The organism is Rhodococcus sp. A14 (assembly GCF_011603105.1).
Lineage (GTDB): Bacteria > Actinomycetota > Actinomycetes > Mycobacteriales > Mycobacteriaceae > Rhodococcus_F > Rhodococcus_F opacus.
The window spans coordinates 1-13,383 of record NZ_JAAOQS010000084.1 but is presented as its reverse complement, the minus strand read 5'-3'; the positions used below and the strand labels follow the sequence as shown (position 1 = coordinate 13,383).

General features: G+C 66.4%; 16 protein-coding genes and 4 pseudogenes. 3 read left to right on the top strand and 17 right to left on the bottom strand.

Annotated elements, in window-relative coordinates; genetic code table 11:
• Window positions 1-154: 154 nt before the first annotated feature.
• Window positions 155-700, top strand: a complete 546-nt coding sequence (locus G9373_RS32495) for an Lrp/AsnC family transcriptional regulator (protein ID WP_005255122.1) — start codon at window positions 155-157, stop codon at window positions 698-700.
• A gap of 52 nt (window positions 701-752) precedes the next feature.
• Here G9373_RS32495 and nrdH read toward each other — a convergent pair whose 3' ends face one another.
• From nrdH to G9373_RS32420, 15 genes and pseudogenes are all read right to left on the bottom strand, one after another.
• A complete protein-coding gene (gene nrdH / locus G9373_RS32490; protein ID WP_120661486.1) occupies window positions 753-980 on the bottom strand; it encodes a glutaredoxin-like protein NrdH in 228 nt (75 codons plus the stop codon).
• A gap of 582 nt (window positions 981-1,562) precedes the next feature.
• Window positions 1,563-1,706, bottom strand: a pseudogene (gene gvpJ / locus G9373_RS32485) (gas vesicle protein GvpJ); the annotation flags it as partial.
• Window positions 1,707-1,711: 5 nt separating this feature from the next.
• On the bottom strand, window positions 1,712-1,906 hold the full coding sequence (locus tag G9373_RS46925) for a GvpL/GvpF family gas vesicle protein (RefSeq protein WP_259465538.1): 195 nt from the start codon (window positions 1,904-1,906) through the stop codon (window positions 1,712-1,714).
• A 224-nt stretch (window positions 1,907-2,130) separates the two neighbouring features.
• A complete protein-coding gene (locus G9373_RS32475) occupies window positions 2,131-2,541 on the bottom strand; it encodes a gas vesicle protein (protein WP_005255126.1) in 411 nt (136 codons plus the stop codon).
• The gene (gvpO, locus tag G9373_RS32470) at window positions 2,538-2,828 is read right to left on the bottom strand and encodes a gas vesicle protein GvpO (protein WP_120659077.1); all 291 of its coding nucleotides are present in this window, start codon (window positions 2,826-2,828) and stop codon (window positions 2,538-2,540) included. Before gvpO ends, G9373_RS32475 begins: the two co-directional genes overlap by 4 nt.
• A gap of 7 nt (window positions 2,829-2,835) precedes the next feature.
• Window positions 2,836-3,089: pseudogene (locus G9373_RS32465) on the bottom strand (gas vesicle protein GvpG).
• 4 nt (window positions 3,090-3,093) lie between these two features.
• Window positions 3,094-3,882, bottom strand: coding sequence for a GvpL/GvpF family gas vesicle protein (locus tag G9373_RS32460; protein ID WP_005255132.1), 789 nt, complete (start codon window positions 3,880-3,882; stop codon window positions 3,094-3,096).
• Window positions 3,882-4,250, bottom strand: coding sequence for a gas vesicle protein GvpJ (gene gvpJ / locus G9373_RS32455; protein WP_005255135.1), 369 nt, complete (start codon window positions 4,248-4,250; stop codon window positions 3,882-3,884). Before gvpJ (G9373_RS32455) ends, G9373_RS32460 begins: the two co-directional genes overlap by 1 nt.
• The gene (locus G9373_RS32450) at window positions 4,247-5,527 is read right to left on the bottom strand and encodes an SRPBCC family protein (RefSeq protein WP_167118883.1); all 1,281 of its coding nucleotides are present in this window, start codon (window positions 5,525-5,527) and stop codon (window positions 4,247-4,249) included. Before G9373_RS32450 ends, gvpJ (G9373_RS32455) begins: the two co-directional genes overlap by 4 nt.
• A 5-nt stretch (window positions 5,528-5,532) precedes the next feature.
• Window positions 5,533-6,225, bottom strand: coding sequence for a hypothetical protein (locus G9373_RS32445; RefSeq protein WP_120659076.1), 693 nt, complete (start codon window positions 6,223-6,225; stop codon window positions 5,533-5,535).
• Between the two features lie 450 nt (window positions 6,226-6,675).
• Window positions 6,676-7,230 carry a hypothetical protein gene (locus tag G9373_RS32440; RefSeq protein ID WP_346842878.1) on the bottom strand — a complete coding sequence of 185 codons (555 nt, stop codon included), beginning with the start codon at window positions 7,228-7,230 and terminating at the stop codon, window positions 6,676-6,678.
• Between the two features lie 534 nt (window positions 7,231-7,764).
• A pseudogene (locus G9373_RS32435) lies at window positions 7,765-7,860 on the bottom strand (diguanylate cyclase); the annotation flags it as partial.
• Between the two features lie 273 nt (window positions 7,861-8,133).
• A complete protein-coding gene (locus tag G9373_RS32430; RefSeq protein WP_005257862.1) occupies window positions 8,134-8,289 on the bottom strand; it encodes a DUF6131 family protein in 156 nt (51 codons plus the stop codon).
• 63 nt (window positions 8,290-8,352) lie between these two features.
• The gene (locus G9373_RS32425) at window positions 8,353-8,538 is read right to left on the bottom strand and encodes a CsbD family protein (protein ID WP_005257863.1); all 186 of its coding nucleotides are present in this window, start codon (window positions 8,536-8,538) and stop codon (window positions 8,353-8,355) included.
• Between the two features lie 81 nt (window positions 8,539-8,619).
• On the bottom strand, window positions 8,620-9,084 hold the full coding sequence (locus tag G9373_RS32420; RefSeq protein WP_133986694.1) for a hypothetical protein: 465 nt from the start codon (window positions 9,082-9,084) through the stop codon (window positions 8,620-8,622).
• Window positions 9,085-9,201: 117 nt separating this feature from the next.
• Between G9373_RS32420 and G9373_RS32415 the strand changes: the two genes are divergently transcribed.
• Window positions 9,202-9,939 carry a TetR/AcrR family transcriptional regulator C-terminal domain-containing protein gene (locus G9373_RS32415; protein WP_206032856.1) on the top strand — a complete coding sequence of 246 codons (738 nt, stop codon included), beginning with the start codon at window positions 9,202-9,204 and terminating at the stop codon, window positions 9,937-9,939.
• Between the two features lie 387 nt (window positions 9,940-10,326).
• Here the strand turns inward: G9373_RS32415 and G9373_RS32410 are convergent.
• Window positions 10,327-11,543: pseudogene (locus G9373_RS32410) on the bottom strand (IS3 family transposase).
• Between the two features lie 47 nt (window positions 11,544-11,590).
• Window positions 11,591-12,274 (bottom strand): hypothetical protein, encoded by a 684-nt coding sequence (locus G9373_RS32405; RefSeq protein WP_240960873.1) that lies wholly within the window; start codon window positions 12,272-12,274, stop codon window positions 11,591-11,593.
• A 905-nt stretch (window positions 12,275-13,179) separates the two neighbouring features.
• On the opposite strand from G9373_RS32405, the gene G9373_RS45960 reads away from it, so the two are divergent.
• A partial coding sequence (locus tag G9373_RS45960; protein ID WP_206032855.1) for a hypothetical protein occupies window positions 13,180-13,383 on the top strand: 204 nt, incomplete at its 3' end.

The following is a 13,383-nucleotide window of genomic DNA, read 5'->3' as shown; positions in this document are numbered from 1 at the left end:
GCCTTTCCGATCACGCCCAGGGGCGACGATCTCGGTGTCGGGGAGACGGGGGGTGTGTTCGCTTGCGACCAGAAATTCGACCAATAGGCGTCAATAGTGAACAAACGGCGCAGCGAATCCAAGGCAAGGGAACAAAATTCTTTAGACTGAGCCGATGAAGAAGAATGTTCCGAGCAAGCCGTATTCGGAAGGCTCTGTATCGAACGATATTCGAGCGGGGGCGCCGATCGATGACATCGACCGGATACTCCTCGATCAACTCTCGCGGGACGCACGTACCCCGAACAACGCCCTCGCCGCCCTCGCGGGCATCGCCCCCTCGACCTGCCTGGGCCGCGTGCGGTCCCTGATCGACCGCGGAGTGATCCGCGGCTTCCATGCCGACATCGATCCCGCCACCCTCGGCAGGGACCTGCAGGCAATGATCGCAGTTCGAGTGCAAGCCAACGCAAGACAGCATCTCGGGCAGCTCGCCGAGCAACTCGCCACCGTCGACGAGGTGCTGAACGTGTACTTCATCGCCGGTGCCGACGACTACCTCATCCACGTCGCCACCGCGAGCAGTGAGGAGTTGAGGCGCTTCGTCCTCGACCACCTCAGCGCGCATCCCGCGGTCGCCTCGACCGAGACCATCCTGATCTTCGAGCACGTGCGCCCGCGACATCGAGCGCCGGGGACCGAGCACTCCTCGGGCCGCTGAGGACCTCCACGTGGGCGCTGCCGTCGTTTCAGGGCGCCGAGGCCCGCACCTGTCAGGCTGCGGCGAGCGCTTTGATGCGGTCGGGCCGGAAACCTGCCCAGTGGTCGTCACCGGCTACGACGACGGGGGCCTGCCGGTAGCCGAGACCCCTCACGTAGTCGTGGGCGTCGGCGTCTCGCGTGATGTCGACGATTGTGTAATCGAGCCCCTCGTTGTCCAAGGCACGGTAGGTGGCGGTGCATTGCATGCAGGCTGGTCTGCTGTAGATCGTGATGGTCACGGTGCGCTCCGCTCCGTGTGTGGTGTGACGGCGGGGGACCGGAAGCATATGCGCTCCGGCCCGGGTTCGCGCGGTGCGACGGAGCTAGCGACAGTCCTTCACACTGACACACTGATCGAACATAAGTTCGACTATCTGTTATGGTGACCGTTCGGTGCCAGTGGCGGTGTAGGGAAGGCTCCGTCGCTGGCACCGTCAACGAGGCCTGAAACTGCGAGTAGCGTTGCTGCTCAAGGGTTATCGGCTCGTAGTGACGGGCTGGTTCAGTCACCAGTTCGCGTGCGGATCGGTTTGCAGACTTCTCGGGTTTTCGGAGTGTCTCGGATCGCCGGGGCACGGTCTGGTCGTTGAGCCGTGCTGCCCGGGCATTCTCGTGGGCGGCTATTGCTTCCTGCCAGTCATGATCGGTCACGGCGGCGTGCTCGCGGGCGGCTGGGGGAGTGGTACGCCGGGGTGTGCTGGTGTGTTGCGGGGCTTCCTTGACCCCGCCGGGGGGTTCGGTTCCGGCGGGGTACCGGGCCACCGCGTGATGGGCGCGGCAACACCATCAACGGTAGCGGTGTGGTCGGCGGCGTGCTTGTTGCGCAGCGAGATCCGCACCATCTCCACGTCGGCCAGCGACAGCGTGATCTCGTCGGTGATGACGACCCCGCCACCGAGCACCCGGTCGAGCAGGTCGACCAAGGCGATGCGGCGAGTGTCGTCCGCGGGGACCGCGGGAACCATGTCGCTCACGGGTTCGCCTGATCGATCCCCGCGAAGGCGTACGGGGGCCACGGTCCGGTCATCTCCAGCGTCCCACTCTGATGGTCGGTGTCGAGTGCCGCGACGCCCGAAGCGAATTCGTCGGCATGTTCCTCGGCCACGAGGTAGGTGCCGTTGAAGGTCATCCACTCGCGTTTACCGGTGATGGCCGGATCGGTCACCTGCTGCCGTTCGTCGAGCAGAGCCCGAATCCGGTCGTCGTCGAGGTACTAGGGTGGCCAGGCGAGCGGGCCTTCCCCGAACTCGCTCGAGCTCACCGATCCCACCACCGCCGCCAGGCCCGCCGAGCTCACGGTTCGGACCCGGTTCGCCAGCCACTCCGGTCACCCCGGCCAGTTGTGCATCGTCGATGCTCTCGGAGGTGATGCCATACAGCCACACCCCGTCACTCGCGGTCATCGTTGTCGCCTCGCCGCCTGCCCTCCACCTCGATCGGCGTACCCGCCTCCACCTGGGGACGCACCGACCGGTCGGACTCGAGTGCGGCAATGCGCTCCTCGAGCTTTCGATTCTCGAGCTCGAGGTCGCTGCTCTTGCCGGTCAGCCAGGGATCGTTCTCCCACCAGTTGATCCCCACCTCCCTCGCCGTCTCCAGCGAGGCGATGACCAGCCGCACCTTGATCGTCAGCAGTTCGATGTCGAGGAGGTTGACCTGGATGTCCCCAGCGATCACCAGACCCTTGTCGAGTACCCGCTCGAGGATTTCCCCGAGATTCGTCGACTGGTGTCCGCCGCCGCCCAGCCCCCCAGCGGGACTCTGCGGGAGGCGTCCGGAGTTGCCGCCGGAGAGGGTCATGACTGACCGCCCACGCTGTAGCCGGCGCCGCGGCTGTAGCGGCGAGTTCTGCGGTAGGACAACAACTGTCCGTCCAGATCCAACACCACCTCATACAGAGCGAGCATGTCCGTCGTGGACGGGATGCGCCGATCCTCGACAACTTCCACTTCCACGGTCCACCCGTCGTCGGTCGGCATCACCGACGTCGCACCCAACGGTTTCTTGCCCGTCAGCTCGGTGATGACCCGCAGCGCGAGCGCGGCGATGTCCTGCGCCGGCAGGGGCGGTGGCAGCTCCCGCGCCATGACCTTTTCACTCCCTCTCCGGAGTGGTGGGCTGAGCCGTTCCGGTCATTCGGTCCAGGATCGCCTGCTGCGCCTGCTCTTCCTCCTCGGCGGAAATCTCACCCCGCTCGCGGGCGTCGTCCAACTCCTCGCGAGCGCGCGGCGGGCGCTGGCGGGATTGTGGAGTTCCTCCTCGACCTGTCGCTGAATCAACTCGGCCAGCGAGATCACCCCGCGCACCGGTGCGAGCGGCAGCGTGACGATGAACGACAACAGTCCCATCGCCTCAGCCCTCCGGTGTCGGGGACACCACGAAGTCGTAGGCGGCGAGCGGGCCGAGCAGCCGCATCTCGACCCGGCCATCCCACCGCTGCGCCAACGCGCCCACCACTTGCTCGAGCTCGTCCTGCCGGGCGACCTCGACCAGGACCGCCACCTGCGCAGCATCCTCCTCGTGGGTGGGTTCGCGGACGTTGACCGCGTCGGCCAGCGAGTCGAGTGCCTCGACCACCGTGGCCGTATCTTCCTCTCTCTTCGCGACGATGGCGTTGGCCACGATCTCGCCGAGGGCCATCCGGGCGTCGCGGGTGGTGGCCTCCGGCTGGTCGCGGATCGTGTCGCGCAGTGCGCTGGCCCGCTCGTTCTCGCCGATCACTTCCCACAGGATGGCGTGTTCGACGTAGCGGCCCTTCACCACGTATTGGGCCTTACCCTCGAGTTGCTCCATCGCGGCGGCGAACTCGTCGGCGTGCGCGGTGAGCAGTTCGTCCTTCACCGCGTCGGTGTCGGTCAGCACGGCCCCGAACCGCAGGGGGAGTACCGGTGCCACCCGCGCGGCGCCGTCCAGCAGGTGTGCGTGGGCCTGGAGGTCCGCGGGTTTACCGAGCGGCCGGTCCACCGATATTTCACTCACCAGCGCCGCGATGTCACCGTGTCTGACGGTGCTCACCTGGGAGTCGTCGACGCCGACGGCGTCGTCTTCGGTCCGCACGTCCGCGGGCACGATGCCGTAGACGTAGATGCCGGTGGTGCGCGGCTGTTCGGGCGCATCGGTGGCCTGGTTGGACGTGGACATCATCTGTCCCCTCTGCTGGATTTACGCGACACCCGCTCGGGCTCCTCTTGTCCGCCGCCGAGGAGGTCACCGAGTTTTTCGCCGGCGGCCTCGAGCGCGCCCTTGGTCTTCGACTTGGCACCACCTTCCGTCACGGACCCCACCAGATCGGTCAGGCCCTTGGGTTCGCTGCCGATCTCGAGCCGGTTCACCGCCTCCGCGAACCGCAGGTAGGTGTCGACGCTGGCGACGACGATGCGGGCGTCGATGGTCAGCAGTTCGATGCCGACCAGCGAGACGCGCACGTAGGCGTCGATGACCAGGCCCTTGTCGAGGATGGTGTCGATGACGTCGGCGAGGCTGCTCGAGCTGGGCCCGCCGGTGGTCACCGGCGGGCTCCGCGCTTCGCGCCGGCCGACTTTGTGGCCGCGGTCTTGCGCGGGCGGCCACGGCGTGCCGGTGCCGGCGGTTCACTCGCGGCCGCGGTCTTGCGTGGGCGGCCGCGGCGTGCCGGTGCCGGCGGTTCACTTGTGGCCGCGGTCTTGCGCGGGCGGCCGCGGCGTTTCGGCGCGGGTGCCTCGGGCTCCTCGTCCTCCTCGTCCTCCTCGTCGACCGCTTCCTCGCCCTCGTCCTCTTCAGCCTCGTCTTCCTCTGCCTCGGGCTCCTCATCCTCGGCCCCGTCTTCCTCGGGTTCCTCGTATTCGTCCTCGTCTGTTTCGGCGGGCTCCTCGGGCTCCTCGGTCTCGTCCTCTTCGCCCTCGTCCGGTTGCGTTTCGTCCTGCTCGTCTTCCGGTTCCGTTTCGTCCTGTTCGGGCTCGACTACCTGGCCGTCCCGGATTTCTCCGCGCCAGCCCTCGAGGTCGTCGGGATGGAGGATTGTCTGTGTCATGACGTGGCGTGCAAAGTGCTTCAATTCCAGCCGTGCTCGTCGTCCCTGTGCACGCCAGAGGTTTCCCGTCTTCTCGAACAGTCCCTTCGGGTGATACTCGAGGATGAGGACGATGCGGGTGAGATCGGGAGTCACCTCGTGGAACGTCACCGCCCCGTCGATGAAACCTTTGGCGCCCTTCGAGCGCCACACGATCCGCTCGTCGGGAACCTGCTCGAGGATCGTCGCTTCCCAGGTTCGGTGCGACAGGAAGATCTGCGCTTTCCATTCGAGCTTTTCGTCCGATTCCTGTTCGACCCGTTCGACCTTCTTCATGAACGACGGGAAGTCGGCGAATTGGGTCCATTGGTTGTAGGCCAGCTGAACCGGGACTCCGACGTCGATCGTTTCGACGATATTGGTCAATTTCAGCTTCTTGCCTTTTCCGCTACCACCACCGCCCCCGCCGGTGACCGCGTCCTTGACGTCGGAGGCTTTGTCCTTGACCATCTGCTTGGCGCCCTGCCACCAGCCGCCGCCGGTGTCGGACTTGTCCGGCGACTCATCGTCATCCGTTTTCTCGGAACCGGTGAGTGCGGCGAGCAGCCCTCCTTCACCGCCGCTCTCGGCGTAGTCGGTGAGCCGACCGGAGGTGTTCGACACCTTCTCCGAGACCGACGACAGTGCCTTCTCGGCGACCGTGCCGAGCAGCGTCTGTATCGAGTCCTGCAGCACGCTCGACGCGCCGTGCCCGTCGCCCGGTACGGCCCCTTGTAGTTTCTTTGCGGCGTTCGTCATCGCCGTCACCTCCGTGCCCGTCGGACGGGCGCGGAGTCCGTCGTTGCCTTGGCCTGTGTCCTGCGTTTGCGGGCCGGAGCCTCTTCGTTATCGTCGTCTTCGTCTGACTTCGTGGTCCGCGACCTGCTCGCGGGCCGGGTGCTGCTGGTGCTCGACGCGCGGCGGCGCGGCGTGGGCCGCTTACGTGGGGCCGGCTGTTCGTCGGCCGCTGCCTCGTCTTCGTCCTGCTCCTCGTAGTCGTCGGCCGCGTCTTCCGCGCCGGGGGAGTCGTCCTCCGGCTGTTCGTCGGTACTGGGCTGCTCGTCGTCGTCCCGCGAACGAGTCCGCTTCTTGCGGCCGAATCTGCCCACCTTGGTGACATCACTGACGTTGTCCGGGAGATCGCTGACGGTGCCCGTGATCTCCTGGCCGCCCGATTGGAGCCGGTTGCTCAGCGAGTCGATGCGTTGGCTGGCAGCGGTGACCGCTGCGGCCTTCGCCGCGCTGACTAATTCTCCCCGGACCGTGTCGCCGAGTTTGGCGACTTCCGGGGAATTCGCGAGCATCTTGGTGCCGAGGGTGAGCAGCTCCCGCGGCCCGCCGCGAAAGCGCCCGGTCGTCCCGGCCCCGGCGAGCATCAGTGCCAGCTTCATCCGGCGGGTGCGGCCTAGCAGATAGCCCGCACCGATCGCGGCCGCCATCTGAGTCTTGTTGTTCATTATTGAACCCCTTTTTGCCGAGTAGTCACCTATGCACCTCTCGCCAACCTCGGAGATGTGTCGCAGGACCGTTTTCGGTGATGTGCCGCAAGACCGTGTGCATGGTAGGGGTGCGCATTGTCGACTACCCCAACCCGGCAACGCTCAATCACCAGCACAACCACTGTTCGGGCCGACTTCACGGACACCCGTTTCTCGGTTGTGCAGAAATTCGATGTTTCCGGCCTCTCCCGCAGCGACCGTGATGAAGCGAGACGCCTCACGCGGGTGGACCTCTCGAAGATATTGCTGTGCAAGGCATTAAGCACTGTGCGGTGGTTCCGTGAGGGTTCGTCGAGCAACGGAAGATCGCTGGTGTTCACTGGTTGCGCAATGCCGCGACGAATTTTTTCTGTGGAGCGTCGTGTGCCGCCCGCTCACGAAATCGGTCCTGCCCACCCGCCGATCAGGTCAGTCTGCGGCGGCGGCTCGCACCGCCGCGACGATTGCCATGACAAGCAGGGCCAGTAGCAGGATCACGAGCAGCACCGGCCCGAGGAGGAGTCCGAGGCCCAGGAGGAGAATCAGGGCGATCTTGGCCTTGGTGCTCAATCCGGTGACCAGACCTTTGATCGCGGCCCACACCGGATTCTTACCCGTCAGGGCGGCGCGAACGCCTTCGAGTCCGGCTTGCATGCCCACCCCGCCGTGCGCGACCTCGTCGACGAGGGTTTCGATCCACTCCTGGATCTTCTGCTTGATCTTTTCCGTCAGCATGGCGCCGCGGTCTCGCGCCGTCTCCAGGAGCTGGTGAATGTGGGTTTTCAGCCATTCGATGGCGGCCTCGACCGACCGCGACACCAGGCCCGGGGTGGTGTCGGCGGGCCCGCCGCGGTTGGTGTCCTTCGCTGACGAGTCCGGTCGGCGTGTGCGATGCGGGGCGGTGGACCGCGGGTGCGCGGCCGTGCGGGACCCCGCACCTCGGGGATGCTTGCGGGCCGCCGGTTTCGCGGTGGTGGCCCGCACCGGCGCACGCCCGGAGGGTGCGGCGCTGTCGGGGCGTCGCCGACGGGGTGTGCCCGAGGATGATTCGCCGGTGGCGTCCGTTCGCGTTCGTCGTGGCGTCGGTTCCGCCCGCCGTGGGCCACTACGCCGGGAGGTGGCCGCAGTCGATGTCGTCGCCGCCGGCCGCCTGCGCGGCAGCCGCCCGTTCTCGGTTGTGATGGGCGTCGTGGACCTTTTCGTCGTCGTGGATGTCCGGACCGCCGGCTTGGTTGCGGTGGTCGCGGTGGGGTTGTCGCCGCCGGCAATCGTGCCGTGGCCGACTGTGCCGCCTCGGTGCGAGGGTGTCCGGCCGCCCGTTCTTGCTCGTGCAGCCATACACTCAAACTACCCCCGGGAGGCGATCCCCGGGAACCGGATTGGGCACCGGAACACTGCACCCCCGGGGAGCACGGGCGTTGGGATGACCGAGAGGCCGAATATCGACGATCGGCGGTCGCGCTCGGTTGAGCGGATCGTTGCCCGAACACTGATCTGTTCGAGGGAAATGTTGGAACGTCAACCAAAATCCGTTGCGGGAACACCATTCCACAGCAATTCGGTGACGTCGTGGAAGCATACGAGTGTCACCGGGTCGTCCCGGCGCCCGAGCACCGACTGGGGTGACGAAGGCGCGAACGGTGGAACCGTGGTCCTGCTGCCGTGGATCACCAACCGGGCCGCGGCATCCGGGACGGCCGCGTACTCCGCCGCACCATCGGCTTCCAGGGGGTAGCTGGTCAGTTGGTCGCTGAGCGCCTCGACGTCCGCGTCGGTGAGGTGCACGTATTCCTTGATGTCGGATATCGCTATGGCGTCCTCCAGGTTCCGGACGAGCCCCGTCCCGGAACGCTGGGGTGCGCACGTCCGGTGCGGCTTCGGACCGGGTCAGTAGTAGTGGCGTCGGCCCGCAACTGCGTGGCCGGTCATGCCCATGATCTCGAGGACCACGCCGATGACGATGAGCGCGATACCGACGTACAAGAGGACGGGGATGCCGGCCACCGCGCCGATGATGGCGAGGATGATGCCGAGAATGATCATGGCGGCGACCTGATTTCGGGATGGAGACTGGGGGATTGGGGGATCGGACGGTGTGTGAGCGGGTCAGTGTTTGAAGGGGTGCCTGATCTTCTGCTTGAACTTGTCACCGGTTTGCTTGGCGTTGCCCTTGGCCTGCTCTGCACTCCCCTCGGCTTCCATGCGTTCATTTCCGAGGGCCTTGCCGACCGTCTTCTTGGTTGCGCCCTCGGCGGTTTCGGCCTTGTGCCGAAGCTTCTTCACGATGCTCATGGCGGTGCTTCTTCTCTCTTGGGTGATCGGACGGCGCGGCTGCGGCGGCCGATGTCAGTGGGGCCCGGTGCCGGGGCGTCGTCAGCGTGCGACGTCATGGGTGGTGGGGGCCCTAGTTGTTCGGTGGCCGAACGGGTGCCGCCAGTCGCGTCCCCCGGCGGGCCGGCGACCGCGATCGACACCGTGCGGTGACGCGTGGGCGGTGTCCGGGTCCGCGGCGACCATGTTGCGCTGTTCGGCGAGGCGGTCCCGATCCTGGTACGCATCGGCTGTTTCGCGGCGGGATTCGGTCAGGTCGTGGCGGGCGATTCGGCCGCGCCGGGAGGTGCGCCGGGCGCCGGCCAGTAACAGGCCGAGCCCGATGAGCCCGACCGCGCCGACAACGATGCCGTAGAGGAAGAGCGTGCCGGTGGAACCGGTGACGTGATAGCCGAACACGGCGAACCCGTCGGTGAGGGCGTGGCCGTCGCCGCTGTTGCTCAGCACGCCGGTGAGTCCGACGATCACGGCGGCGAGAAGGACGATGAGTCCGAAGATGATGATCATGACGGCCTCCAGTGGCCCACGGTGTATTACCTAGTCAACGCCGCATTCACCCTCGCGTCAACAGCGTAGAGCTACGGCTTAGCGCTACAGTGAAATGGCGTAGGGAAGGGGGTAGTGATGGCCGATGTGCCCGCTCCTCGCGCGACCCGGCCCGGCCGTGGGCGCGACCCCGGCGGTGATCCGATCACCCGGCAGCGGGTACTCGCGTGTGCGCTCGAGATCGTCGATCGCAGTGGCATCGACGGGCTGTCGATGAGGCGCCTCGGCAAAGCGTTGGGCCGCGACCCGATGGCCCTGTACCGTCACGTTCCGAGCAAGGCGGCGCTCCTCGACGCGCTCGCCGAGCTCGTCCTCGAGCAACTCGAGGTCGACATCGGCGACGGCGACTGGGCCACCCAGCTACGGGAGGTCGCGCGGGGCTTCCGCCGGTTGGCCCTCGCCCATCCTCAGATGGTGCCGCTCCTGGTCACTCGGCCGTTGTCGACACCACTCGGGCTTCGGCCGCTGGGCACCTTGCGTCCCCTGGAGGACATTCTCACGTTGCTCGCCCGGGCCGGCTTCACTGGCGCCGATGCCCTGCACGTCTATCGGGCGTTGTTCGGCTTCCTCTACGGTCACGTCCTCAACGAACTGCACGAGCTCGTCGAACGACCCGACGAATCCGACGACCTCCTCCGTCTCGGACTGCACCGCCTACCGATCGGCGACTTCCCCCTCCTGCGGGGCCTCGCGCCCGTACTGGCGTCGTACGACGGGGCCGCCGAACTCGAACGCGGCGTCGACATCCTCCTCGCCGGTCTGACGGCCACACTGCCCCAGCCCGACAGCCCGACCGCGCGGCCCCGGAACCGGTGAACTGAACCTCTCCGTCAACCGGCGGACCGGTTCCGTTCTGAACCCCGATGCGATCCGGGTCACCCCGGGTGACTCGATGCACGAGGGCATTGCCCTCATTGACGGGCCGCCCTATGAGGTTGATTTCCGCAGCTACGCCAAACCCGTTTCCGCTACCGATCACCTTTCGGCGTGGTTGCGGTCGGCGGCGACTGCTTACGAATCGTCGAGCGGGTGGGCGTGATCCGCCGCAGAGGTGCCCAGCCCCTGGACGGCTGTGGATGGTCTTCGTCCTCGCCCGTGGTCGAGTTGTGCGGTTTCTCCTCGTCTCGTACGTCCGTCGGACGCTTGTGCGCCTTGACCGTTCGGGACTGCCCCCACCCTGGTTGACACTCGGGGTGTGCAGTTTCAGGCCGCGTGTGCGGTCTGATGGAGCGTCTCATATTCGACGGGTGTCAGTCGACCGAGACCGCGTTGCCGGCGCCGCCGGTGGTAGGTCGTCTCGATCCACCCGACGATCGCCAACCGTAGTTCCTCACGGCTGCTCCAGCGGCGACGGTCGAGGACATTGCGTTGCAGCAACGCGAAGAACGATTCCATCGCGGCATTGTCACCACATGCCCCAACCTTCCCCATGGAACCTTGTAAACCATTGCAGGCCAACAATTCTACGAACATTCCGGAACGGAATTGGCTGCCGCGATCGGAATGTACGACGGTGCCGTGCGGGTTGCGGGTTGCGGAGCGCGATAGCGTTTCGCAGCGCCGAACACGCCAGGTCCGCGGTCATCCGGTCGGCGATCGAATAGCCGACGATCTTCGGTGGAGAAGCAGTCCTTGATCGCGCAGAGGTAGAGCTTGCCCTCATCGGTCCAGTGCTCGGTGGGGGCACCTCCCTGCACGGAGTGCTCGGGGGAATGTCGGTCAACCACACCCGGTCGGGCTGCTGGGCGCTGAACTGCCGCCTGACGAGGTCGTCATGGACCGGTGGCCCGGATCGGCGATGAAGTCCGCGCTTCTTGGCGAACACCGAGAAGATCCGCTGCTGCGAACGCAGCCGGTGGACGCGGTTTTCGCCGGCGACGATGCCGTGGGCGGGTAGCTCGTCGGCGATGAACCGGTATCCGAATTCCGGATCGCCGGCGTGGATATCGAGCGCGGCGTTGATCAGATGGGCATCGTCCCAATCCCGTCGGGACACGGGATCGGTGTTCCACTTGTAGAACGCTTGCCGGGAGAATCCCAGCACCCGGCAGGTCACCGCGACGGCGATACCGTCGGCGGCAAGTTCACGGACCAGCGGGAACATTCCCCCAAGCACTCCGTGCAGGAAGGTGCCCCCATTTTAGGTTGACATCGCGCGATAGGTACGCCACCGCCCGGCGCATCACCTCCGCTTCCTGTTCGAGCAGCCGGATACGTTTGCGGGCCTCGCGGAGTTCGTCGGATTCGTTCCGTGTGAGGCCGGGTCGGGTGCCGTCCTGGATGTCGGCCTTGCGCAGCCAGTTCTTCAGGCAGGTCTCGGAGATCCCGAAATCTTTCGCGATTTGCCCCAGCGGGGCTTCGCGTTTGCGGGCCACGGCGACGACGTCGCGGCGGAACTCTTCCGGATATGGCTTCGGCATGTCGATCATCCTTTCACCGTGAGGGCGGATCCCTCACGGGTCAGGTGTCAACCAGAGCCGGGGCAGTCCCTTCCCTTCCTACGTGCGGCTGTGTCCTGTCGTGCTTCCGGTGCGGATTCGTCCCGGGACTCATCCGCCGAGTCGCTGGGCGTCGTGATCCGTGGTTTGCGCCGTCTGCGCGGCTTCGGCTGTTGTTCCTCTCGGACCGACTGAGACGGAGTTGTTCCCGTGCTCGAGCGTCCCCGGGTCGTCCGACGCCCCGGTGGGGCGGGTTCGACGCTCGTCGGGGCCTCGGATTGCCCGTCCTCGTCTTTTCCGTGGTCCAGTTCCTCGTCGACGGTGGAGTCCTCGGCCTCCCGCGGGTGGGCGTGCCCGCGACGGCCGATCCTCTTCGCCCCGGCGACCAGGTGCCCGCCGCCGGACACGACGTGCGCGCCGCGCGACCGGAGGCGGCCGCGGAACGAATCGACGTGGTCGCTGGTGGCCTCGGCCGTGGCGGCCGCCGTGTCGAGTAGCTCGCCGCGAACCGAGTCGCTGAGTTCCGCGATCTCCGGAGACGCGGCGAGGAACTCGGATCCCTGTGCGAGCAGATCCTGAGGCCCCTGGGGGGACCGCCCGCCCGCTCCGGCGATCTTCATTGCCATCTTCAACTGGTGTGTGCGCCCCAGTAGGTATCCGGCGCCGACCGCTGCGGCGACCTCAACTTTTGTTTTGGTTTTGATGATTTTCATGATCGAACCCACTTGCTGTGTGTCGTCGCCACGCACTGCGCCGGGCGTCGGGAGCATGTGGAACTATGGCGCGTCGGTGCGCGCGAGGCGTATATCGTGACTACCCCGTGTCCCAGGTCCCCAATCGCAAAACTCCGTCGGAAGCCCGCTGTGGGGAGGTGTCGTTGCCGCCCAGAGACTCGGTGGCACGCTATCGGTATGTGCGATCGCTCAGCATCGACGGTAAGCCGGAAAACGCTGCTCGAGCCCTTCGAGATCGACCCCGAACGGGCTGACCCCGAGATGGCGACGGACTGCAACGTGGCGTCCCACGAAGACCTCCCAGATCCTGATCGCGACGACGAGCAGCCCAAAGGCAGCTACGCAACTTCACATGGGGACTTCTACCGAACTAGCAAGTCGGCCCGGGGGCAGGTCGACAAGCGACTGCTAAGGGAACAGTGCCTGCTCGAGGGCTATCGGCTCGATTCCGACAATCGGCGCGGGGGAGAAGACGGGATACGGCCTGCACGAAACCGCGGTGTGTTGAGCGCGATGTCGTCCCGGCCGCCGGTAAAGGTCGCTGGCAGCACGCGCCCGTGACTTCGTGTCAGGTTCCTCGCGAGCGAAACCAGTGAATTCTCGACGAGGATGTCGCGGCCGGCTCGGCCGGATGTTGTCCCGTCCAAGCGGTTCGGGTCGTCGCGTCGTTCGACACAGAGATCGCCGGTGGCGCGGCGCGGCGGAGGATGGCGGAGTCGGGAATCATGATGTGGACCGCGGGCTCGTCGGGGTGGTCCTGGGCGAGGTCGCTCGTCCGGGCCGCGGTACGCCTGGTGTCGGTGGGGTGTCATCCGTCGATGGTGGTGATCTCGGGAAGGCCGCCGCGATTGTGCGTATGACGCGGATGGAGTCGACCTGCATGTGTGCTTCGCTGTCTGTGTCGGCGGGCAGCGGCGGTAGATCTGCACCGGTGGAACGAACTGGGCTTCGGAGGTGTTGCCGCGTGTGCGGCGTCGCTGCGGGTCGGCGGGTTCGTCCACGGCAGGCGGTTCGGTGGGCGTGGGTTTGCCGCAGGTGCCCTGAGCGGTTCGGCCGGCGGCATGCTGGCCCCGGGGACCGGGGACCGG